The organism is Streptomyces sp. NPDC015346, from assembly GCF_043078785.1.
Classification (GTDB): domain Bacteria; phylum Actinomycetota; class Actinomycetes; order Streptomycetales; family Streptomycetaceae; genus Streptomyces.
The window spans coordinates 42186-62481 of record NZ_JBIBTW010000009.1; the positions used below are offsets into that span (position 1 = coordinate 42186).

The window sequence follows — 20296 nt, forward strand, 5'->3', positions numbered from 1 at the left end:
CCAATGGCAGGCGAGACCGTCATCACGGTCGTCGGCAATCTTGTCGACGACCCCGAGCTGCGCTTCACCCCGTCCGGTGCGGCGGTCGCGAAGTTCCGTATCGCGTCCACCCCCCGCACCTTCGACCGTCAGACCAATGAGTGGAAGGACGGCGAGAGCCTGTTCCTGACCTGCTCGGTCTGGCGTCAGGCGGCGGAGAACGTCGCCGAGTCGCTTCAGCGAGGCATGCGCGTCGTCGTGCAGGGCCGGCTGAAGCAGCGGTCGTACGAGGACCGCGAGGGCGTCAAGCGCACGGTCTACGAGCTGGACGTCGACGAAGTCGGCCCCAGCCTCAAGAACGCCACGGCCAAGGTCACCAAGACCACCGGTCGCGGTGGCCAGGGTGGCTATGGCGGCGGCCAGCAGGGCGGCGACAGCTGGGGCGGAAGCTCCGGTGGTCCTCAGCAGGGTGGTGGCGGTGCTCCCGCCAACGACCCGTGGGCGACCAGTGCGCCGGCCGGCGGTCAGCCGCAGCAGGGTGGCGGAGGCGGTGGCGGCTGGGGCGGAAGCTCCAGCGGCGGCGGCTACTCGGACGAGCCCCCCTTCTAGGGCACTCCCCTCGAAGGAAGCTCGTACCCCCACTTCTTGATCACACAGGAGAAACACCATGGCGAAGCCGCCTGTGCGCAAGCCTAAGAAGAAGGTCTGCGCGTTCTGCAAGGACAAGACCGCGTACGTGGACTACAAGGACACGAACATGCTGCGGAAGTTCATTTCCGACCGTGGCAAGATCCGTGCCCGCCGCGTGACCGGCAACTGCACGCAGCACCAGCGTGACGTCGCCACGGCCGTGAAGAACAGCCGTGAGATGGCGCTGCTGCCCTACACGTCCACCGCGCGATAAGGGAAGGGTGACCGAAAAATGAAGATCATCCTGACCCACGAGGTCTCTGGCCTCGGTGCCGCCGGCGATGTCGTCGACGTCAAGGACGGTTACGCTCGCAACTACCTGGTCCCGCGTGGTTTCGCGATCCGCTGGACCAAGGGTGGCGAGAAGGACGTGGCGCAGATCCGCCGCGCCCGCAAGATCCACGAGATCGCGACCATCGAGCAGGCCAACGAGATCAAGGCCCAGCTCGAGGGCGTGAAGGTGCGTCTGGCCGTTCGCTCCGGCGACGCCGGCCGCCTCTTCGGCTCCGTGACCCCGGCCGACATCGCCACGGCGATCAAGTCCGCGGGTGGCCCCGACGTCGACAAGCGTCGCGTCGAGCTCGGCTCGCCGATCAAGACCCTGGGCTCGCACCAGGTGTCCGTGCGTCTGCACCCCGAGGTTGCCGCGAAGCTCGGTGTCGAGGTCGTCGCCGCGTAACGCTGCGCTCAGCAGTACGGAAGGGCCGCACCCCTCAGGGGTGCGGCCCTTCCGCCGTTTCACGTGAAACGTTCAGCGCGTGGCTCCTGTGACGAGCCACCGCCCCGAGCGGGAGCGCAGCCAGAGGGTCAGCATCCGGACCGTCATCATCAGCGTCATCGCCCACCACAGGGCGGTCAGGCCCCCTCCCATGGCGGGGACCAGGAGGGCCACCGGGGCGAAGACGGCGAGGGTGAGCAGCATCGCCCAGGCCAGGTAGGGACCGTCGCCGGCTCCCATCAGGACGCCGTCGAGGACGAAGACCACCCCGGCGATGGGCTGGGACACCGCGACGACCAGGAGGGCCGGGAGCAGGGTGTCCTGGACCGTGGTGTCGCCGGTGAAGAGCGGGATGAACAGCGGGCGGGCCAGAACGATGAGCGCGCCGAGGACCACGCCGGAGACGGCACCCCACTGCACCATGCGGCGGCAGACCTGACGGGCTCCTTCGGCGTCGTCGGCGCCGAGATACCGGCCGATGATGGCCTGTCCCGCGATGGCGATCGCGTCCAGGGCGAACGCCATGAGGCTCCACAGGGACAGGATGATCTGGTGGGCGGCGACCTCGGCGTCCCCGAGGCGGGCCGCGACGGCGGTGGCGATCATCAGGACGGCCCGCAGTGAGAGCGTACGGACCAGCAGCGGGGCGCCCGCCTGCGCGCAGGCGCGTATGCCGGCCGCGTCCGGACGCAGGGAGGCGCCGTGGCGGCGGGCGCCACGAACGACCACGACGAGGTAGGCCGCCGCCATGCCGCACTGGGCGATCACGGTTCCCCAGGCGGAGCCGGCGATGCCCAGCCCGGCGCCGTAGACCAGTCCCACGTTGAGGCCCGCGTTCGCTGCGAAGCCGGCGATGGCCACGTACAGCGGTGTGCGGGTGTCCTGGAGGCCGCGCAGCACTCCGGCCGCCGCCAGGACGACGAGCATGGCGGGGATGCCGAGGCTGGAGATGCGCAGATAGGTGATCGCGTACGGAGCGGCGGTGTCGGAGGCGCCGAAGACGTCGACGAGCCACGGGGCCGCGGGAAGAGTGAGGGCGACGACGGCTCCGCCGAGCAGGAGGGCGAGCCAGATGCCGTCCATGCCCTGCCGGATGGCGGCCTGGAGGTCGCCCGCCCCCACCCGGCGGGCGACGGCCGCCGTGGTGGCGTAGGCGAGGAAGACGAAGACGCTCACGGCGGTGGCCAGGAGGGCCGCGGCGATGGCGAGACCGGCGAGCTGCGGGGTCCCGAGATGGCCGACAATGGCGCTGTCGACCATGAGGAAGAGCGGCTCGGCGACGAGCGCGCCGAAGGCCGGGACGGCGAGCGAGATGATCTCTCGATCGTGTCGCCGACGGACGGCCTTGGGGGTCGCGGGTGCCTGGGTCATGGGCCCCAATCTAATCTTCCACAGGTAAGAGATGCAATGCCGCAGGGGTCCTTACAAATCCTTGGGGCGGAGCTTCGGGTGTGCGCCGTTTGTTCTGATCTTGATCCGGCGGCAGAAGTTTTTCTCCCCCACAGCCCGTGGATGGAAGAAGGCCAGGTCAGAGCGGTGGCAGGGGGGTGGCTATGAGTTTGTCCACATGACTGTCCCCCGGTCCGTGCACAGGTTCGGCGGGGTTCTCCACAGCATCTGGTCCTTCACCCACAGGCCCTGTGGATAACCAGATTGGCTGAAGGTGCCCGCGGGCCTACCGTGGTCCGGCGCCCGACGCGCCAGAAGCGGAGTCAAAGCCTCTTGTTTGTCCGAGCCGTGGCGTAAGAAAAGAGTGCACGGCTAGGTCCGCCGGAGCGGACGGGAGGAGGTGGCTTGATGAGCATTCCCGAGCCCTTGGACGATCCCTGGGCCGACAGCGGACCGAGCGACCGGCTGCCGGTCGCCCGCCCGCGCAGCGAGGGCCGGGGACGTGGCCGCGGCCGTGACGACCAGCACGACCGCGGGAGCGACAGCGGCCCCTGGGACGGCGGCCTGTCCGGCTTCGAGCGGGTTCCCCCACAGGACCTCGACGCCGAGCAGTCGGTGCTGGGCGGCATGCTGCTCTCCAAGGACGCCATCGCGGACGTCGTGGAGATCATCAAGGGCCATGACTTCTACAAGCCCGCTCATGAGACGGTCTACGCGGCCATTCTCGACCTGTACGCCAAGGGCGAGCCGGCCGACCCGATCACGGTCGGCGCCGAGCTCACCAAGCGCGGCGAGATCAACCGCGTCGGCGGTGCCTCGTATCTGCACACCCTCGTGCAGTCGGTACCGACCGCGGCCAACGCCTCCTATTACGCGGAGATCGTCCACGAGCGCGCCGTGCTGCGCCGTCTCGTGGAAGCGGGCACGAAGATCACGCAGATGGGATACGCGGCCGACGGAGACGTCGACGAGATCGTGAACTCGGCCCAGGCCGAGATCTACGCGGTCACCGAGCAGCGCACCACCGAGGACTACCTGCCGCTCGGCGACATCATGGAAGGCGCGCTCGACGAGATCGAGGCGATCGGCTCCCGCAGCGGCGAGATGACGGGTGTGCCGACCGGCTTCACCGACCTCGACCAGCTGACCAACGGTCTGCACCCGGGCCAGATGATCATCATCGCGGCCCGCCCCGCCATGGGTAAGTCGACGCTGGCGCTCGACTTCGCCCGGGCCTGCTCCATCAAGCACAACCTGCCCAGCGTCATCTTCTCCCTCGAAATGGGCCGCAACGAGATCGCGATGCGACTGCTCTCGGCGGAGGCCCGGGTGGCGCTGCACCACATGCGTTCCGGCACCATGACCGACGAGGACTGGACCCGGCTGGCGCGCCGGATGCCCGACGTCTCGCAGGCCCCGCTGTACATCGACGACTCCCCGAACCTGTCGATGATGGAGATCCGTGCCAAGTGCCGCCGCCTCAAGCAGCGCGCGGGCCTCAAGCTCGTCGTCATCGACTATCTGCAGCTGATGCAGTCCGGCGGTTCCAAGCGGGCCGAGAGCCGGCAGCAGGAAGTCTCGGACATGTCGCGAAACCTGAAGCTGCTGGCCAAGGAGCTCGAGCTGCCGGTGATCGCGCTCTCCCAGCTGAACCGTGGCCCCGAGCAGCGCACCGACAAGAAGCCGATGGTCTCCGACCTGCGTGAGTCCGGTTCCATCGAGCAGGACGCGGACATGGTGATCCTGCTGCACCGCGAGGACGCGTACGAGAAGGAGTCGCCCCGCGCGGGCGAGGCGGACATCATCGTGGGCAAGCACCGTAACGGCCCGACGGCGACGATCACGGTGGCTTTCCAGGGCCACTACTCACGTTTCGTGGACATGGCGCAGACCTGATCGGGAATGTGGTCGACTCCGCCGCGGCGGCAGCGTTGGATCGGCGTATGACCTCATCTTTCGAAGCGCTGCTTCCCAGTACCGAGCGGGCCTTGGCGCACCGCGTCGCCGTCGCCCAGTCCGAGGGGCGGGCGCCCTCCTTCGTCGGGGCGGTGGCCCGTGGCGGGCGGAGAGTGTGGAGCGGATCGCGCGGCTGTGTCGACGGGCACGCGTCGGAGGCGGATACGCAGTACCGGATCGGCTCTCTCACGAAGGTGTTCACCGCTGTTCTGGTGATGCGGCTCAGGGACGAGGGGCTGCTCGATCTGAACGACCCGCTGGAGAAGCATCTTTCGGGTACGGGAGTCGGTGAGGTGACCATCGCCCAGCTTCTCGGGCACAGTGCCGGACTCGGGGCCGAGACACCCGCGCCGTGGTGGGAGCGGACGCCCGGGACCGTGCGGCCGGAGCTGGCCGATGTGCTCGGCGACGAGCCGTTCGTCCAGCCGGTGGGGCGCCGGCACCACTACTCCAACCCTGGGTACACCCTGCTCGGTTCCCTGGTCGAGGCGGTGCGTGGGGTCTCCTGGGAAGAGGCGCTGCGCGGGGAGATCCTGGAGCCGCTGGGGTTGACCCGTACGAGTACGCAGCCGGTCGCACCGCATGCCGGCGGTTGGGCCGTGCACCCCTGGGCCGACGTGATGCTTCCCGAACCGACCGAGGACCTGGGCCTTATGGCACCGGCCGGGCAGCTCTGGTCGACGGCCGACGACCTCTGCCGCTTCGCCGGGTTCCTCGCCCAGGGGGACGACCGGGTCCTGAGCGCGGCGACCGTCGAGGAGATGCGCACCCCCGCGGCGCCGCCGGCGGCGGGGGACTGGGAGGGCGGTTACGGCCTCGGCGTGCAGTTGGTGCACAAGGACGGCCGGACGCTGATCGGTCATACCGGCTCGCTGCCGGGCTTCGTCGCCTGCCTGTGGGTGAGCGTGGCGGACGGAGTGGCCGCGGTCGCCCTCGCCAACGCGACCTCCGGGCCGTTGACCGCGGTGGTGGCCGCCGATCTCGTACGGATCGTGGCAGACGCCGAGCCGAGGTTTCCCGAGCCGTGGCGGCCGCTGCCCGAGGCCGAGGTCGACAAGGAACTGCTGGAGCTGACCGGGCCCTGGTACTGGGGAACGTACGCATACGGCCTTCGCCTCGGGCCAGGGCGGAGTGTGGCCCTGGAACCTCTGCGCGGCGCCGGTCGGCGCGCGGACTTCCGGCCGTTGCCGGAAGGGGGATGGATCGGCCTGAACGGTTATTACGCGGGGGAGACGCTCCGCGTGGTGCGCCGCCCGGACGGCTCGGTGAGCCACCTGGATCTGGCGTCCTTCGTCTTCACGCGCGAGCCGTACGAACAGGGGGACGCTGTGCCCGGCGGTGTGCACGAGGCGAGCTGGCGCGGCCTCTGAGCGCTTGTTTCACGTGAAACAGGGCGTCGAGGCGCGCTGCTCGACGCCCTGTCCTGACGGCGGGTCTCAGAGGCTCATCTTGAATCCCAGATGGGACGCCTCGAAGCCGAGCCGTTCGTAGAAGCGGTGGGCGTCCGTGCGGGTCGCGTCGGAGGTGAGCTGCACCAGTCGGCAGTCCTGGCGGCGGGATTCCTCGACGGCCCATTCGATGAGCTGGGTCCCGAGGCCGCTGCCTCGTTCCTGTGCGTGGATGCGGACGCCCTCGATGATGGAGCGGGTGGATCCACGGCGGGAGAGGCCGGGAACGATCGTGAGCTGCAGGGTGCCCACGACCGTGCCGGCGCGCACGGCCACGACGAGACGCTGATTCGGGTCGTGGGCGAGCCGCTCGAAGGCCACGGTGTACGGAGTGAGGTCGTCGGGTGACTCGCGCTGGGCGCCGAGGGGGTCGTCGGCGAGCATCGTGACGATGGCCGGCAGATCGCCCGCGGTGGCGGGCCGTATCTCAAGATCGCTCATGCGGCGCAGCGTACGCCTCCGGCCGGTGGCGTCAGGCGGGAACGTCCAGCCCTTCGACGTCCAGCCCCTCGACGACACGGACGAGGGGAGCGAGCTCCGGATTCTTGGCGGCCTCGTCGAGTGCCTCGCGCAGTGCGCCGTCGTTGGTGGGCCGTGCCTCTTCGAGCAGCTTCAGGCCGGCTTCGGTGACGTCGGTGTAGATGCCGCGCCGGTCGGTGGCGCAGAGGTACCGCGTGAGCAGGCCCCGGTCCTCCAGGCGGGTCACCAGCCGGGTGGTGGCGCTCTGGCTGAGCACGACGGCGTCGGCGACCTGCTTCATCTGCAGGTGGCCCCCGGGGCCGCTGTGCTGGCGGCTGAGTACGTCGAGGAGGGAGTACTCGCGCACGCTCAGGCCGTGCTTGGCCTCCAGGGCGCGCTCGATGTGCGACTCGATCCTGCCGTGCAGCAGCGAGAGGGCGCACCAGCCCTGGGCAAGGGCGGTGAGTGCGGGCGCGGTCGCGGTCATGGTCTCTCCTCGATCCCGAGCGGCTTCTCCCAGAGTAGACGATGCGCGCAATTGCCCGCGTGTGCAATCAAGACGGGTCGGGCGTCATCCCGCCGCCACGGTGAGGGGCGCGAAGCGGCGGGTCCAGTCGCCCGGAAGGCCGGGCAGGGAGCGGACCATGACCGCGTTGAAGGCGATCGGGGCGAGCCCGTTCATCTTGAGCCAGTTCAGCAGTGACTCGTGGCGTACATCGATGTCCGTACGGAGGGGGCGGTCCGTGTTCGTGGCCAGTGAGGCGACGAGGGACCGGGCCGTGGCCTCGTCACGGGCGATCAGGGGACCGATGACATGGGTCTGCATGTTCGGCCAGGCCGCCGCGTAGCCGGTGATCTCGCCGTTCACTTCCGCGACCCGGAGCTGGTCCGCGAAGGCGGGGAGGCGGGTGATCATCGGAGTGCGGTCCAGGCCGAAGACCTCGGTGTCCAGACGCACGATCGCTTGGAGGTCCTCGGCGGTGGCCGGCCGGGTCGGGATCTCCGGGGCCGGTTCCCTGAGGGTGAATCGGCCCTGGACCATCTCCGCACGGCCCGTCTGGACGAAGCCCAGCTGCTCGTAGAGCGGCCGGCCGTTCGGGGTGGCGTGCAGGGTGAGCGGGGTGCCGGCGGCCTGGGAGATCACATAGTCCATCAGTCGGCGTCCGACACCCTGGCGGGCGTGCCGCTCGGCCACCAGCACCATGCCGATCGCGGCCAGACCAGGACCGTAGGAGGTGACCACGCACGCGGCGACGAGCCCCTTGCCCGCCGGGTCGTCGATGCCGTACCCCGTTCCTGCGGCGAGCAGGAGGCCCCACTTGTGCTCCTCACGCGGCCAGCCGCGGTCCTCCGAGAGATCGGCGCAGGCGGTGAGGTCGCCCGAGGTGAGACAGCGGATGGGGAGCTGGTCGAGCGGGGCGATCGAGGTCGGCATGCCGTTCAGGCTGTCCGACACGGTGATCGTCCGTCCACCGCTTTACCGGAACTGGCCGATACCCGCAGGCGGCGACCTCTGCCGGCCGGTCCCCAGAGCGGATGTTTCACGTGAAACACCGCACCTACTAGCCTCGGCGTCCATGACGAGTGCCACAGACAGGCGCAGGCTCCATCTCTTCGATCTCGACGGCACCCTGATCCGTGGATCGGCCGCTGCCGTGGAGATCTCCCGGCAGCTCGGCCTCCGCGAGGAGATCACGGCCCTGGAGCAGGCGTTCCTGCTCCAGGGCATGACACCGGACGAGTTCGCCGTTCAGGCGCGAGAGCTCTGGTCCGCTCTGACACCGGAGCATGTGACGGCCGCCTTCGAGGGGGCTCCCTGGCTGGCCGGGATCCGCGAGGTCTGGGCGGACATCCGCGCACAGGGCGGTCGCTGCGCCGTCATCTCGCTCTCCCCGGACTTCTTCGTCGAGCGCCTTCTCGACTGGGGGGCGGACGCCACTCATGGGTCTCGCTGGCCGGCCGTTCCCTTCACCCGGCCGATCCACCGGCCGGGGATCCTCGACGCGCGCGCGAAGGTACGGATCGCGCGCGGCCTCTGCGAGGAGTACGGGGTGGGATTCGACGACTGCGTGGCCTACGGGGACTCGATGTCCGACGCGGAACTCTTCTCCGTCGTACCGATGACGGTGGCGGTGAACGCCGATCACCACCTGGCCGGTCTGGCGCGCCGAGAGTACGTCGGCGGCGATCTGCGGGAGGCCTATGAACTGGTGCGAAACGACGTACCGTAGCCGCGCCCCGGGGGAGGATTGCCCAGAACGCTGCTTTTGGAGTTCGGCCGGGTGTCAGCCCAGGTCGGGGGCGTGCATCGCACGGACCCCCTCGATGTTGCCGTCCAGGTAGTGACGCAGGGAGAGCGGTACGAGATGGACGGCGGCGATGCCGACCCGGCTGAACGGCACCCGGACGATCTCGTACTCGCCGCACGGCTCCTCGACCTCGGGGCCGTGCCGCAGTGCGGGGTCCATCGATTCGAGCCGACAGACGAAGAAATGCTGGACCTTCACTCCGGAGACGCCGCCATCGACGATGTGTTCGACGGTGTCCACGAAGCAAGGGACCACATCGGTGATCTTGGCGCCGAGCTCCTCGTACACCTCGCGGTGGAGGGCCTGGACGACGGTGGAGTCGGAGGGTTCGACCCCGCCGCCGGGCGTCAGCCAGTAGGGATCCATCCCCGGCTTGGTGCGCTTGATCAGGATGAGGTCGTTTCCGTCGAGCAGGATGGCGCGTGCGGTGCGCTTGACCACGGGACGTTCGGTCATGGAAAGAAAATGGCCCACAAGAGGTGTCCTGAAACTCACCAGTCCTCGGAGGCCCGCAACAGCCACTCGTGTGCCCGCGCGATGTGCGGTAGCGCGAGGGTGCCCGCGCGAACGATCAGGAAGTACGTCCGCAGCGGAGGCACCGGCGGATCCAGCAGCGCGACGAGACGGCCCTGCTCCAAGGCCTCCTCGCACAGATACCGGGGCAGCACGGCGAGCCCGGAACCGGAGGCCGCCGACTCCAGGACGGCCCGTAGATCCGGAGCTATGACCGTCGCGCCGCGGCCGGCTTGGTCTCGAAGACCGCCGCCCAGTAGCGGGAGACGAACGGCAGCGACTCGTGCACCTCCACGACGGGGAGCTGTTCCAGGACGACCGCGCCTCTGCGCAGCAGCACCTCGGGTACGAGCCGGGCGGCCCACCGAGGGGCGGCGACGAGGACGTGCTCCTCGTCGCAGAGGGGGGTGGAGGTGAGGAGCCCGCCGCGCGGGCGGGCGGTGGCGATGGCCAGGTCGTGATGCCCCGCGGCGAGCCCGTCGAGGATGTCCTCCGAGTTGCCGAGGAAGGACGCCCGGACCGCCAGACCCTGGGCGACCAGCGGGGTGAGGGCCGGCAGAGCTCGGGCCGAGGTGAACTCCGGAGGGCCGGCGAGATGGAGGGTCCGTACGCCGCTCTCCTCGTCCAGACCGGTCTCGGCGATCTCGACGAGGGCGTCCAGATGAGGGGCGGCGCGGTGGGCGAGCTCGTCGCCGATGGTGGTGGGGGTGACCCCACGGGCCTGTCTGAGGAAGAGAGGGCGACCCAGTTGCCGTTCCAGGGTGCGGATCTGGCTGGTGACCGCGGGTTGTGAGAGTCCGAGCAGTGCGGCGGCACGGGTGAAGGAACCGGCCCGGTGCACCGTGACGAACGTGCGCAGCAGGGCGAGGTCCATGTCCGCCCCCTCCCGGCCGTGCGGCCGTTCGACTCGGGCGGCCGGCTGACGCCGCCTCAGGACCGTCCAACTATAAATAAGTCGATAGGCCTCTGTCGCTACCGTGATTGGACACTGACGCAGAGTCAACTAGCCTTGTGCAGGCGGGTTCTCCGCGCGTGGAACCGGGGCGTTCCGAGCCATGAGGGGGGAGGCTCGGAGCGCCCTCGTTCCGTACGTCGGCGTGGTCCGGCCGCTGTGCCCGCGTCAGCCCGCCGTCGCCCGGCCGACGTCGCCGTCGGCCTGGTCGAGCGCCCGCAGGACGTCCGTGATCAGGTCGTCCGGATCCTCCGCCCCGACCGAGAAGCGGATGAAGCCCTCCGGGACGGCGTCGCCTCCCCACCGTCCGCGCCGCTCGGCCGTGGAGCGCACGCCGCCGAAGCTGGTGGCGTCGTCGACGAGACGCAAGCCCTCCAGGAACCGCTCGGCCCAGGCCTTGTCGGGCAGGACGAAGGACACCACGGGCCCGAAGCGCCGCATCTGCGTGGACGCCACCTGGTGAGAGGGGTCGTCGGGCAGCCCGGGGTAGCGCAGCCCGGTCACCTCACCGCGCTCGCCGAGAGCCCGCGCGAGAGCGAGGGCCGAGGCACACTGCCGGTCGACGCGGAGCTGGAGCGTGGCGAGCGAGCGGTGGGCGAGCCAGGCCTCCATGGGGCCGGGGATCGCTCCGACGATCTTGCGCCAGCGCCGTACGTCCGCCGCCAGCCGTGGATCACGGCAGCTCACATGGCCGAGCAGGATGTCGCCGTGCCCGGTCATGCCCTTGGTGTCGCTGGCGACGGAGAAGTCCGCGCCGAGCTCCAGGGGCCGCTGGCCGAGCGGGGTGGCCAGGGTGTTGTCGACGGCGACGAGCGCCCCAGCCTCGTGCGCCGCGCGCGCCAGGCGACGGATGTCGCAGACGTCGAGCCCGGGGTTGGACGGAGTCTCGATCCACAGCAGCCGCGCTCCGTCCAGGACGGACAGCTGGCCGTCGCCGCCGGTCGGCGCGGTGCGGACCTCGATCCCGTACGCCCGCAGCTGCTCGTGGACCAGGGGCAGCGCCTGGTAGCCGTCGTCCGGCATGACGACCGCGTCGCCGGCCCTGAGCTGGGAGAAGAGGACGGCGGAGACGGCCGCCATGCCGGAGGCGAAGACGAGTGTCTCGACGTCCCGCTCCCCCGGTGCCTCCAGTTCGCCGATGGCGCGTTCCAGATGCGTCCAGGTGGGGTTCTCGTCCCGCCCGTACGTGTAGGGGCCGGTGGGGTCGCCCGGCAGGTGGAAGTGGGCCGCGAAGACCGGCCCCGGGAGGGTCGGTTCGTACTTCACCGGCTCGGGCAGCCCGGCCCGTACCGCGCGCGTCCCGTCGCCGAGTCCGGCGTTCCACGACCGCGTCGACTCTGTCGGCTCCATGGGCACTCAGTCCCCGTCGGGCAGCACGACGTTGAGCGCCCAGGACACGACGGAGATGATCAGGCCGCCGAGGACGGCGGTCCAGAAGCCCTCGACATGGAAGCTGAGGTCGAGCTGGTCGGCCAGCCAGGAGGTCAGCAGCAGCATCAGGGCGTTGACCACCAGCGTGATCAGGCCGAGGGTGAGGATGAACAGGGGAAGCGTCAGCAGCTTCACGACCGGCTTGACCAAGAAGTTCACCAGCCCGAAAACCAGGGCGACGAGGATGAGCGTCCAGGCCTTCTTGCCGGTGCTCTCACCGGTCAGCGTGATGTCCTGGAGCAGCCAGATGGCCACTCCCAGCGCGCCCGCGTTGGCGAGCGTCTTGACTACGAAATTCTTCATGTGTCTGATCGTGGCAGACATGATCGGGACAAGGCAGGGGTGGACAGAACGATGAAGGCATTCCGACTGGACGAGTTGGAGGCGGAGCGCGCCGCCAACGACGGCAGGTACCTCCAGTTCCTGCGCGAGCGGAACATGTCGGTCGGTCTGTACGCGCTCGACGCCGGTGCGCTCGACCCGCAGCAGCCCCACGGCCAGGACGAGGTGTACTTCGTCGTCAGCGGCCGCGCCTCCATCACGGTCGGGATGGAGACCACCCAGGTGGCGCGCGGCAGTGTGGTCTACGTCCCCGCGGGGGTGGCCCACAAGTTCCACCACATCACCGAGGATCTGCGGGTCCTGGTGGTCTTCTCTCCTCCGGAGAGCTGACTTTCCCGGGGGCCGCGGCGTCGATTCCCTAGGGGGCGGATCAGGGGATTCCAAGGGCCACGTGGCCCCCATGGGGCACGGTGGGGGCCCTAGCATCGAGGGTGTTCGGCGCAGAGCGCGCGGAACGGACACTTCGGGAGACGAGGTAGGCGCGATGGCGGTACGAGAGATTCTCGCGGGGATGCCCTGGTGGGTGAAGTGGGTGGCCATACCCCTCATCGCCCTGTTCGTCTTCGGCGGCCTGATCACCAGCATCGCGAGCTTCGTGATCGGTCTGCTCTTCAAGGTGCTGCTCTTCGTGGCCCTCGTCGGCGGAGTGGTCTACGTGGTCCGGAAGTTCATGTCCTCCTCCACCTCGAGAGGGGATTGGTAGCACAAGCTACCCGTCGGTATCAGGCAGCCGGCCCACGTTAGCCCGGCCGAGGGAACCCGCTGATTGAAACCGGGCGCACCTCCCGAGGCTGCGCTTACAGTGGAAATCCTCTGCCGCTCCGGGGAAACGCCGGCGTAGATCTCTGCTCCGACCAGCGGGTCTTCACCTCTCCCGGGCGGGTCCGCCACCGGACCCCACCGGTTCCCGGGTCGCGGCGGGCGCGCGGGGGCGGCCCCCGCGGGCGGGTGCACGGCACCCGTCGTCTCGCCTGGGGGTGACCTTTGGCCACGGCTACGCAATCCGCTGTCCCTACCCTGATCGGCTCGGTGCAGCGGGCGCTGAGACTTCTGGAGGCCGTGGGCTCCCACGAGGACGGAGCCCCCGCCAAGCAGCTCGCGCGCGAAGCGGGACTCCCGCTCCCCACCGCGTACCACCTGCTGCGCACCCTGACGCATGAGGGGTATCTGCGCCGGGAGAAGGGCGTGTTCGTGTTCGGCGACGCCGCCGGTCGGCTGGCCGGCGGCGGAGTTCTGCAGAATCGTCGCACCAAGATCGAAGACTCGCTCGCGCACTGGCGCGACGAGATCGGCGTCCCCGTCTACTTCGCCATCTACCGCGAGGGTGAGATCGAGCTCGTCGCCGTCGCCGACACCGCCTCCGCCCCCGCGGTGGACGAGTGGGCCGACTTCCGCGAGACGGGTCACGCCCATGCGATCGGCCAGTGCCTGCTGAGCCAACTCGATCTGAAGAGCCGTCAAGACCACCTCGACCGGCATCCGGTCGAATCCATCACTCCGTATACGGTGCGTAACCGGCGGATGCTTTTGGATCGTTTGGGCGGTATGGGGCGAATGGAACCGCTGGTGGAGCGTCAGGAATATGCGCTCGGCACGGTCTGCGCCGCCATCCCCATCACGGCCGGGTCGACGGCGGCCGCCATGGCTATTTCCCTCCCCCTTCACCAGGAAGAACGGTTGCTCCCCGCAGTCGATCGACTACAGAACGAGATCGGAAGGCTCTTCAGCTCGTTCGCTTTCTCTATCAGTATCTGAAAAATCACTCCTTGTGATCTGCTAGCGCGTACAGCACGATTGCGTCAAGAGGGCCATGGGGGATCATTCCTGGCCGTTTCGACCACAGCTTTCAGCGGCTGTGCTCACACATCTGCTTCATCTACTGCGGGGTACACGATGCGAGAGTCGGTTCAGGCCGAGGTCCTGATGAGCTTCCTGGTCTCCGAGGAGCTCTCCTTCAGAATCCCGGTGGAACTGCGATACGACAGCCGGGATCCCTACGCGGTGCGGATGACCTTCCACCTTCCCGGCGACACGCCCGTGACCTGGGCGTTCGGCCGGGAGCTGCTGATCGACGGGATCAACCGGCCGAGCGGGGACGGCGACGTCCACATCGCGCCGACCGCGCCCGAGGATCTTGCGGACGTCGCCATCCGGCTCCAGGTCGGCAGCGACCGGGCCCTGTTCCGGGTCAGCGCCCCGCCGCTGGTCGCCTTCCTCGACCGAACGGACAAGCTGGTCCCACTCGGTCAGGAACGGACGTGGGGTGACTTCGAGGACAACCTGGAGGCGGCGCTCGGCCGGATTCTCGCGGAGGAGAACGCGGGCTGAACGCCCCCGCCGGGCCGGTCACTTCGCCCGGCGCCGCCGCCCGCCCTTGGACGAACGCTTCTCCGGGGAGCCCAGAGGACCCGCTGACCCCGCGGACCCCGGGGACCCCGGGGCTCCGGCGGAGCCGGACGCCGGCCGGTCGGCGGAGACCACCAGCGCGGCCAGCGCGGTGGTGACCGGCACCGAGGCCACCAGACCGATCGAGCCCACCAGCGTCCGCACGATCTCCTCGGCGACCAGTTCGCTGTTGGCCACGGTGCCCACGCTGCTCTGCGCGATGGAGAAGAGCAGCAGCAGGGGGAGGGCCGCGCCCGCGTAGGCGAGCACCAGCGTGTTCACCACGGACGCGATGTGGTCGCGTCCGATCCGGATCCCGGCCCGGTACAGCGCCCGCGGCCCCATCCTCGGATCGGCCTGGTGCAGCTCCCACACCGCCGAGGTCTGGGTCACCGTCACATCGTCGAGGACACCGAGCGAACCGATGATGACGCCCGCGAGCAGCAGACCGGACATGTCGATGCCGGGGTACAGCCCGTGGATCAGACCGGTGTTGTCGTCCGTGTTGCCGCTCAGAGAGGCCCAGCCGATGAAGAGCGAGCCGAGCAGCCCGATCAGCAGCAGCGAGATCAGGGTCCCGAGCACCGCGACCGAGGTACGGGCCGAGAGGCCGTGGCACATGTAGAGGGCGATCAGCATGATCGCACTCGATCCGACCACCGCCACCACCAGCGGGTTCGAGCCCTGCAGGATCGCCGGCAGGATGAAGAAGGTCAGGATGAGGAAACTGACCGCGAGCGAGATGAGCGCCATCAGACCGCGCATCCGGCCCACCAGCACGACCGCCAGCGCGAAGATCAGGGCGAGCACCGTCAGCGGAACCTTGCGGTTCACGTCCGTGACCGAGTACTGCAGGTCACGCGGCGCGTCGGGGGCGTACGCCACCACCACGCCCTGCCCCTCGTCCAGCTGACGGGGAGCGTCCGGCTGCACGATCTCGACGAAGGTGCGGCCCTTGTCGTTTCCGGTGGTGACCTCGATCGTCGCCTTCTCGCACTCGCCCTGCTGGGCCGCGACCGCCTCCCGCCCCTGGGGCGTGGAGGTGTCGTCGGTCGGCGGGACCTGAGCGGCGTTCACGTCCTTGCAGTCGATCCGCTCGACCGAGACGACCTTGCCCTGCTCGGTCTGGCGGTCGAAGCCGACACCGGTGCGCTCGTGCGCCGGGGCACCGCCGGGCCACAGGACCGCGAGTCCGACCACCACGGCGGTCGCGAACGGGATCAGGACCGCGGCGATGACCTTGCGCAGATGCCGGGACACGGGCGCGGCGGGCCCGTGGCTGTGGGCGTGGCCGTGCCCGTGGCCGGCGCTCCCATGAACGTCGTGGCCGTCGGGTTCGGGGGTCTGCTGCGAGGAAGTCACCGACCGATCATCGCAAGAACGACGGGGGCCCACTGTTCAGCACGCCCGGGTTGACGCTAGCGTGGTGGCACCTTTGCACACGCGGGAGCTCGGAGCACCGGGCTGAGAGGGCGCTGAAGATTCGCTGCGCCGACCGCCGAACCTGTTACCGGGTAATGCCGGCGTAGGGAGATCGGTCTCATGACCATTCAGGACGCACGCACGCCTGCCACCAGCCAGGACGGCCAGAAAGGCGAGGACGGCCGGGTCGAGCGCAAGCCGGGTTGGCACAAGGGGTACATCGCGGGCTCGCGCCCCGATCTCCGCGTGCCGGTCCGGCAGGTGCACCTCACCAATGGCAAGGACGTGACGCTCTACGACACGTCCGGCCCGTACACCGACCCCACCATCGACACCGACGTACGGCGCGGCCTGCCGCCGCTGCGCGAGAACTGGATCATCGGCCGGGGCGACACCGAGGAGTACGCGGGCCGCCCGGTCCGCCCGGAGGACGACGGCATCAAGCACACCTCGCCGCGCGGCGGTGGGCTGAAGAACCTCGACGCGGTCTTCCCCGGCCGTCCGCGACTGCCCCGCCGGGGCCGCGGCGGCCAGGCGGTGACGCAGCTCGCGTACGCCCGCCGGGGCGAGATCACCCCGGAGATGGAGTACGTCGCGATCCGCGAGAACGTCTCCCCCGAGGTCGTACGCGAGGAGATCGCCGCGGGCCGCGCGGTGCTGCCGGCGAACGTCAACCACCCGGAGATCGAGCCGATGATCATCGGCAAGCGGTTCCTGGTGAAGGTCAACGCCAACATCGGCAACTCCGCCGTCACCTCCTCCATCGAGGAGGAGGTGGAGAAGATGACCTGGGCCACCAAGTGGGGCGCGGACACGGTCATGGACCTCTCCACCGGCCGCAACATCCACACCACCCGCGAGTGGGTGCTGCGCAACTCCCCCGTGCCGATCGGCACCGTGCCGCTCTACCAGGCCCTGGAGAAGGTCGACGGCAAGGCCGAGGAGCTGACCTGGGAGATCTACAAGGACACGGTCATCGAGCAGGCCGAGCAGGGCGTCGACTACATGACGGTGCACGCCGGCGTGCTGCTGCCGTACGTGCCCCTGACCGCCCGCCGCAAGACCGGCATCGTCTCGCGCGGCGGCTCGATCATGGCCGCCTGGTGCCTCGCGCACCACAAGGAGAACTTCCTCTACACGAACTTCGAGGAGCTCTGCGAGATCCTGGCGACGTACGACGTCACGTACTCGCTGGGCGACGGTCTGCGCCCCGGCTCGATCGCGGACGCCAACGACGAGGCGCAGTTCGCCGAGCTGCGCACGCTCGGTGAGCTGAACACGATCGCCAAGCGACACAACGTGCAGACGATGATCGAGGGCCCGGGCCACGTCCCGATGCACAAGATCAAGGAGAACATCGACCTTCAGCAGGAGATCTGCGAGGAGGCGCCGTTCTACACCCTCGGCCCGCTGACCACGGACGTCGCGCCCGCGTACGACCACATCACGTCCGGGATCGGCGCCGCGATGATCGCCTGGTGGGGCACGGCGATGCTCTGCTACGTCACGCCGAAGGAGCACCTGGGCCTGCCCAACCGCGACGACGTGAAGACCGGTGTCATCACGTACAAGATCGCGGCGCACGCGGCCGACCTGGCCAAGGGGCACCCGGGAGCGCAGGAGTGGGACGACGCCCTCTCGGACGCGCGGTTCGAGTTCCGCTGGGAGGACCAGTTCAACCTGGCGCTCGACCCGGACACGGCCCGTGAGTTCCACGACGAGACGCTGCCGGCGGAGCCCGCGAAGACCGCCCACTTCTGCTCGATGTGCGGTCCGAAGTTCTGTTCGATGAAGATCTCGCAGGACATCCGCCGGGAACACGGGGGCGACCTCAAGTCCGACGAGATCGCGGCCGGCATGGCGGAGAAGTCCGCGGAGTTCGCGGCCGCCGGCAACCGGGTCTACCTGCCGCTGGCGGAGTAGCCGGCCGCGTCCGTACGTACGGGACGGGCGCGAACCGCACGGTCATGGGGGGCCGTGCGGCACGTGCCCGCCCCGACGGGGCATCGCGTCGGGGTCACTCCGGCCGGTGCTCGGGCGGGCCGAAGTCGGGGCTGGAGAAGTCGGGGCTGGAGAACGTCGGCCGGTTGCCCGAGGAGCCCTCGCTCGGGCTGGAGAAGTCCGGGCCGCTGTAGCCGATCTTCGGTATCCGGGACGTCCGCGGGGGCGGCAGGGGCGGGGCCGGGCGGGTGTCCGGCTCGGCCAAGGCCTCCCGCAGGAAGGGCAGGATGCCCCGTTCGATCAGCGCGCGGCGCCAGGCGTCGCGGGCCCGGGACAGTTCGTCGTCCGCGTCGCCCGGGGCTGCCGCGCCCACTTCGGTGGGGCGGTTGCGCAGCGCCGTGACCAGCAGCCCGGCGGCCGCGCAGAGCAGTCCTGCGGCGGCGACGGAGCCGAAGAGCAGACCTGCCGTCAGCAGGGTCTCGGCGAACACCATCGCCGGATCGAGCACCTTCAGAACGGCGCCCACCAGCAGGAAGATCACGGCGGCCGTGCCGGAGAGCACCGGCGCGAGGACCGTGACGATCGCGACGATGCCCGCGCCCGGACCGCTCACACCGTCGCCGTCCCCGGTCAGGACCGCGTTCATGACACTCGTACCGCTGGGTGAGCGGCCTTCCTGACGGACCTTCACGAAGTGGTCGTACTCGACCGCCGCCGCGGTGGTGATCAGCGCCGTCGCGTTCAGCGCCATCGTGCGCAGCTGCTCGGTCGTGAACCGTTTCCCGACCTCGGCGAGATCCGGACGTTCGTGTGCGGTGCGCAGTGCGTCGTCGAGGATGCGCTCGAACTCGGCGCGGTCCTCGGTCAGCAGGTGCGGAGCCACGTTCATGTGCATCCCCCGATGCCCCGTCTGGCCGGATCGACCCTGGAAGAACGGGCAGTTGGGCGGAGACGGAGGAGAGCCTGCTACGGATGAGCCGATGGTATTGCGGTTACGGCACAGCGTGACAGGGGGTTTCCGGAAATCGACTTCCCCGGATGCGCAGGGTTATGCCTCAGCGCTGGAGAGGCAGTTGGACGACCAGCAGCTTTCCGGCCATCGTCACGCCGCCGTCCATGGCGATGGCCAGACCGTCCGCATAGACGTGCGGGCCGTCGACGACCGGCCCCGCGCCGCCCTCGTCGTCCTCGGTGCCGACCTGCCCGAGGAGGTACGGGATGGGGCTGTGCCCGTGGACGATCCGGCCGCCTCCGTACGTGCCGAGCAGCTCCCGCACGGCCTGGGGGCCGGCGTCGTCGCGGAAGGCGAAGCGCTTGGTGAACTTCCGGAAGAGGTCCCAGACCTCGTCGGCGTCGTTCCGGTTGAGGATCTCGTGGACGGTCTCGTTGACGTCCTCGATGGTGGAGCCGTACTCGAGGTACGCGGTGGTGTCGGAGTGCATCAGGAGGTGGCCGTCCTCCTCCACCACGGCGTCGAGCCGGGACATCCACTGCAGGTGGACGTCCTGGAGGCGGTCCATGTCGTGCTTCTGGCCGCCGTTGAGCAGCCACGCGGCCTGGAAGGTGGCGGTGCCGGCGCCGGAGTTGACCGGGGTGTCGGCGAAGCGCTTGGCGCCGATGAGGAGCAGTTCGTGGTTGCCCATCAGGGCCTTGCAGTAGCCGCCGGCGGCGGCGGCCTCGGCGGACAGCCGCATGACGAGGTCGATGACGCCGATGCCGTCGGGGCCCCGGTCGGTGAAGTCGCCGAGGAACCAGAGACGGGCGTTGCCGGCCGCCCAGGCGCCGTTCTCGTCGATGAGGCGCTGCTCGCGCAGGGCGACGAGCAGTTCGTCGAGGTAGCCGTGGACGTCACCGACCACGTAGAGCGGGCCGGGCCCTTCGCCGGCGGGCGCCGGGGCGGGGGACGGGACCGGGTCGACGCGGACCTGCACGGTGTCTCCCCGGTTGATGACCGGGAGGTCCCGCTCGGTGGGGGTGTAGCCCTCGGGGAGGTCGTCCTCCGGGAAGGCGTTGCCGGGGTGTCCCGTGGCGACGGCGACGATGGACGAACCGGCGGCGGGCGGCGTGGTGACGTGGCTCAGCCGGAGGGTGGGGGCGAGCGACGAGGCGGGGCCGACCGGGGGACCGAGCGGCACCGGCGGGGCGATGGCGTCGACGGGGGGACCGAGCGGCACCGGCGGGGCGACGGGGACCCCGTGGGCCCCGGCGGACTGCTCGGCGGGTGGTTCGGTGGGCGGTTCGGTGGCGTGACCCTGCACGGGCACGCGGGCGTACGGCGGTACGCGGAAGTCACGCAATGTCGCCGTGCGCACCACGGGTTCCTGCCCGGCCCCCTGAGTCATCGACCCCTCCACCACCGTCG

General features: G+C 69.7%; 21 protein-coding genes, 1 pseudogene and 1 riboswitch. Of the genes and pseudogenes, 11 read left to right on the forward strand and 11 right to left on the reverse strand.

Translation table 11 applies throughout. The features are described from left to right. Window positions 1-3 precede the first annotated feature (3 nt). The 3 genes from ACF06X_RS28790 to rplI are packed head-to-tail and all read left to right on the forward strand — an operon-like array spanning window position 4 to window position 1348. The gene (locus ACF06X_RS28790) at window positions 4-588 is read left to right on the forward strand and encodes a single-stranded DNA-binding protein (RefSeq protein ID WP_392290230.1); all 585 of its coding nucleotides are present in this window, start codon (window positions 4-6) and stop codon (window positions 586-588) included. A gap of 58 nt (window positions 589-646) precedes the next feature. Then, window positions 647-883, forward strand: a complete 237-nt coding sequence (gene rpsR, locus ACF06X_RS28795; RefSeq protein ID WP_005315025.1) for a 30S ribosomal protein S18 — start codon at window positions 647-649, stop codon at window positions 881-883. Window positions 884-901: 18 nt separating this feature from the next. After that, window positions 902-1348, forward strand: a complete 447-nt coding sequence (rplI, locus tag ACF06X_RS28800) for a 50S ribosomal protein L9 (RefSeq protein ID WP_315894947.1) — start codon at window positions 902-904, stop codon at window positions 1346-1348. A 72-nt stretch (window positions 1349-1420) separates the two neighbouring features. Here the strand turns inward: rplI and ACF06X_RS28805 are convergent, their stop codons facing one another. Then, window positions 1421-2758 (reverse strand): MATE family efflux transporter, encoded by a 1338-nt coding sequence (locus ACF06X_RS28805; RefSeq protein ID WP_392290231.1) that lies wholly within the window; start codon window positions 2756-2758, stop codon window positions 1421-1423. Between the two features lie 426 nt (window positions 2759-3184). Between ACF06X_RS28805 and dnaB the strand changes: the two genes are divergently transcribed. Further along, window positions 3185-4672 (forward strand): replicative DNA helicase, encoded by a 1488-nt coding sequence (gene dnaB / locus ACF06X_RS28810; protein ID WP_392290232.1) that lies wholly within the window; start codon window positions 3185-3187, stop codon window positions 4670-4672. Window positions 4673-4719: 47 nt separating this feature from the next. Further along, on the forward strand, window positions 4720-6102 hold the full coding sequence (locus tag ACF06X_RS28815; RefSeq protein ID WP_392290233.1) for a serine hydrolase domain-containing protein: 1383 nt from the start codon (window positions 4720-4722) through the stop codon (window positions 6100-6102). 66 nt (window positions 6103-6168) lie between these two features. Here ACF06X_RS28815 and ACF06X_RS28820 read toward each other — a convergent pair whose 3' ends face one another. From ACF06X_RS28820 to ACF06X_RS28830, 3 genes are all read right to left on the reverse strand, one after another. After that, a complete protein-coding gene (locus ACF06X_RS28820) occupies window positions 6169-6621 on the reverse strand; it encodes a GNAT family N-acetyltransferase (protein ID WP_392290234.1) in 453 nt (150 codons plus the stop codon). A 31-nt stretch (window positions 6622-6652) separates the two neighbouring features. Continuing rightward, window positions 6653-7126, reverse strand: coding sequence for a MarR family winged helix-turn-helix transcriptional regulator (locus ACF06X_RS28825; RefSeq protein ID WP_392290235.1), 474 nt, complete (start codon window positions 7124-7126; stop codon window positions 6653-6655). Window positions 7127-7210: 84 nt separating this feature from the next. Next, window positions 7211-8074, reverse strand: a complete 864-nt coding sequence (locus tag ACF06X_RS28830) for a GNAT family N-acetyltransferase (protein WP_392290236.1) — start codon at window positions 8072-8074, stop codon at window positions 7211-7213. Window positions 8075-8216: 142 nt separating this feature from the next. Here ACF06X_RS28830 and ACF06X_RS28835 point away from each other — a divergent pair, with 142 nt between their 5' ends. Continuing rightward, the gene (locus ACF06X_RS28835) at window positions 8217-8870 is read left to right on the forward strand and encodes an HAD family hydrolase (protein WP_392290237.1); all 654 of its coding nucleotides are present in this window, start codon (window positions 8217-8219) and stop codon (window positions 8868-8870) included. A 54-nt stretch (window positions 8871-8924) separates the two neighbouring features. Here ACF06X_RS28835 and ACF06X_RS28840 read toward each other — a convergent pair whose 3' ends face one another. From ACF06X_RS28840 to ACF06X_RS28855, 4 genes and pseudogenes are all read right to left on the reverse strand, one after another. Further along, window positions 8925-9404: an NUDIX domain-containing protein gene (locus tag ACF06X_RS28840; RefSeq protein WP_392290238.1), complete on the reverse strand. Its 480-nt coding sequence runs from the start codon at window positions 9402-9404 to the stop codon at window positions 8925-8927. Between the two features lie 35 nt (window positions 9405-9439). After that, window positions 9440-10335: pseudogene (locus ACF06X_RS28845) on the reverse strand (LysR family transcriptional regulator). 246 nt (window positions 10336-10581) lie between these two features. Then, entirely contained in the window at window positions 10582-11763 is a 1182-nt protein-coding gene (locus tag ACF06X_RS28850; RefSeq protein ID WP_392290239.1) for a cystathionine gamma-lyase, read from the reverse strand. Between the two features lie 6 nt (window positions 11764-11769). Beyond that, window positions 11770-12147, reverse strand: a complete 378-nt coding sequence (locus tag ACF06X_RS28855) for a phage holin family protein (protein ID WP_392290240.1) — start codon at window positions 12145-12147, stop codon at window positions 11770-11772. A gap of 51 nt (window positions 12148-12198) precedes the next feature. On the opposite strand from ACF06X_RS28855, the gene ACF06X_RS28860 reads away from it, so the two are divergent. The 4 genes from ACF06X_RS28860 to ACF06X_RS28875 all read left to right on the forward strand — a co-directional run bounded on the left by ACF06X_RS28860 (window position 12199) and on the right by ACF06X_RS28875 (window position 14514). After that, on the forward strand, window positions 12199-12516 hold the full coding sequence (locus tag ACF06X_RS28860; RefSeq protein ID WP_392290241.1) for a cupin domain-containing protein: 318 nt from the start codon (window positions 12199-12201) through the stop codon (window positions 12514-12516). A gap of 154 nt (window positions 12517-12670) precedes the next feature. Next, a complete protein-coding gene (locus ACF06X_RS28865) occupies window positions 12671-12889 on the forward strand; it encodes a DUF5326 family protein (protein WP_392290242.1) in 219 nt (72 codons plus the stop codon). A 281-nt stretch (window positions 12890-13170) separates the two neighbouring features. Beyond that, a complete protein-coding gene (locus tag ACF06X_RS28870; RefSeq protein ID WP_392290243.1) occupies window positions 13171-13941 on the forward strand; it encodes an IclR family transcriptional regulator in 771 nt (256 codons plus the stop codon). Window positions 13942-14079: 138 nt separating this feature from the next. Continuing rightward, window positions 14080-14514 carry an SsgA family sporulation/cell division regulator gene (locus tag ACF06X_RS28875; protein ID WP_392290244.1) on the forward strand — a complete coding sequence of 145 codons (435 nt, stop codon included), beginning with the start codon at window positions 14080-14082 and terminating at the stop codon, window positions 14512-14514. 18 nt (window positions 14515-14532) lie between these two features. On the opposite strand, the gene ACF06X_RS28880 is transcribed toward ACF06X_RS28875, so the two are convergent. Next, on the reverse strand, window positions 14533-15933 hold the full coding sequence (locus tag ACF06X_RS28880) for a YibE/F family protein (protein ID WP_392290245.1): 1401 nt from the start codon (window positions 15931-15933) through the stop codon (window positions 14533-14535). A gap of 71 nt (window positions 15934-16004) precedes the next feature. Continuing rightward, a riboswitch (TPP riboswitch) is annotated at window positions 16005-16120 on the forward strand. Between ACF06X_RS28880 and thiC the strand changes: the two genes are divergently transcribed. Continuing rightward, the gene (gene thiC, locus ACF06X_RS28885; RefSeq protein ID WP_392290246.1) at window positions 16114-17916 is read left to right on the forward strand and encodes a phosphomethylpyrimidine synthase ThiC; all 1803 of its coding nucleotides are present in this window, start codon (window positions 16114-16116) and stop codon (window positions 17914-17916) included. It overlaps the preceding riboswitch by 7 nt. Window positions 17917-18010: 94 nt before the next feature. On the opposite strand, the gene ACF06X_RS28890 is transcribed toward thiC, so the two are convergent. Both ACF06X_RS28890 and ACF06X_RS28895 read right to left on the reverse strand, forming a co-directional pair. After that, the gene (locus tag ACF06X_RS28890) at window positions 18011-18829 is read right to left on the reverse strand and encodes a hypothetical protein (protein ID WP_392290247.1); all 819 of its coding nucleotides are present in this window, start codon (window positions 18827-18829) and stop codon (window positions 18011-18013) included. Between the two features lie 160 nt (window positions 18830-18989). Continuing rightward, window positions 18990-20276: a metallophosphoesterase gene (locus tag ACF06X_RS28895; RefSeq protein WP_392290248.1), complete on the reverse strand. Its 1287-nt coding sequence runs from the start codon at window positions 20274-20276 to the stop codon at window positions 18990-18992. Between the last annotated feature and the right edge of the window lie 20 nt (window positions 20277-20296).

Coding starts and splice junctions, on each gene's coding strand:
- ACF06X_RS28790 (WP_392290230.1), top strand. CDS start 4: ATGGCAGGCGAGACCGTCATCACGGTCGTCGGCAATCTTGTCGACGAC.
- rpsR (WP_005315025.1), top strand. CDS start 647: ATGGCGAAGCCGCCTGTGCGCAAGCCTAAGAAGAAGGTCTGCGCGTTC.
- rplI (WP_315894947.1), top strand. CDS start 902: ATGAAGATCATCCTGACCCACGAGGTCTCTGGCCTCGGTGCCGCCGGC.
- ACF06X_RS28805 (WP_392290231.1), bottom strand. CDS start 2,758: ATGACCCAGGCACCCGCGACCCCCAAGGCCGTCCGTCGGCGACACGAT.
- dnaB (WP_392290232.1), top strand. CDS start 3,185: ATGAGCATTCCCGAGCCCTTGGACGATCCCTGGGCCGACAGCGGACCG.
- ACF06X_RS28815 (WP_392290233.1), top strand. CDS start 4,720: ATGACCTCATCTTTCGAAGCGCTGCTTCCCAGTACCGAGCGGGCCTTG.
- ACF06X_RS28820 (WP_392290234.1), bottom strand. CDS start 6,621: ATGAGCGATCTTGAGATACGGCCCGCCACCGCGGGCGATCTGCCGGCC.
- ACF06X_RS28825 (WP_392290235.1), bottom strand. CDS start 7,126: ATGACCGCGACCGCGCCCGCACTCACCGCCCTTGCCCAGGGCTGGTGC.
- ACF06X_RS28830 (WP_392290236.1), bottom strand. CDS start 8,074: ATGCCGACCTCGATCGCCCCGCTCGACCAGCTCCCCATCCGCTGTCTC.
- ACF06X_RS28835 (WP_392290237.1), top strand. CDS start 8,217: ATGACGAGTGCCACAGACAGGCGCAGGCTCCATCTCTTCGATCTCGAC.
- ACF06X_RS28840 (WP_392290238.1), bottom strand. CDS start 9,404: ATGACCGAACGTCCCGTGGTCAAGCGCACCGCACGCGCCATCCTGCTC.
- ACF06X_RS28850 (WP_392290239.1), bottom strand. CDS start 11,763: ATGGAGCCGACAGAGTCGACGCGGTCGTGGAACGCCGGACTCGGCGAC.
- ACF06X_RS28855 (WP_392290240.1), bottom strand. CDS start 12,147: ATGAAGAATTTCGTAGTCAAGACGCTCGCCAACGCGGGCGCGCTGGGA.
- ACF06X_RS28860 (WP_392290241.1), top strand. CDS start 12,199: ATGAAGGCATTCCGACTGGACGAGTTGGAGGCGGAGCGCGCCGCCAAC.
- ACF06X_RS28865 (WP_392290242.1), top strand. CDS start 12,671: ATGGCGGTACGAGAGATTCTCGCGGGGATGCCCTGGTGGGTGAAGTGG.
- ACF06X_RS28875 (WP_392290244.1), top strand. CDS start 14,080: ATGCGAGAGTCGGTTCAGGCCGAGGTCCTGATGAGCTTCCTGGTCTCC.
- thiC (WP_392290246.1), top strand. CDS start 16,114: ATGACCATTCAGGACGCACGCACGCCTGCCACCAGCCAGGACGGCCAG.
- ACF06X_RS28890 (WP_392290247.1), bottom strand. CDS start 18,829: ATGCACATGAACGTGGCTCCGCACCTGCTGACCGAGGACCGCGCCGAG.
- ACF06X_RS28895 (WP_392290248.1), bottom strand. CDS start 20,276: ATGACTCAGGGGGCCGGGCAGGAACCCGTGGTGCGCACGGCGACATTG.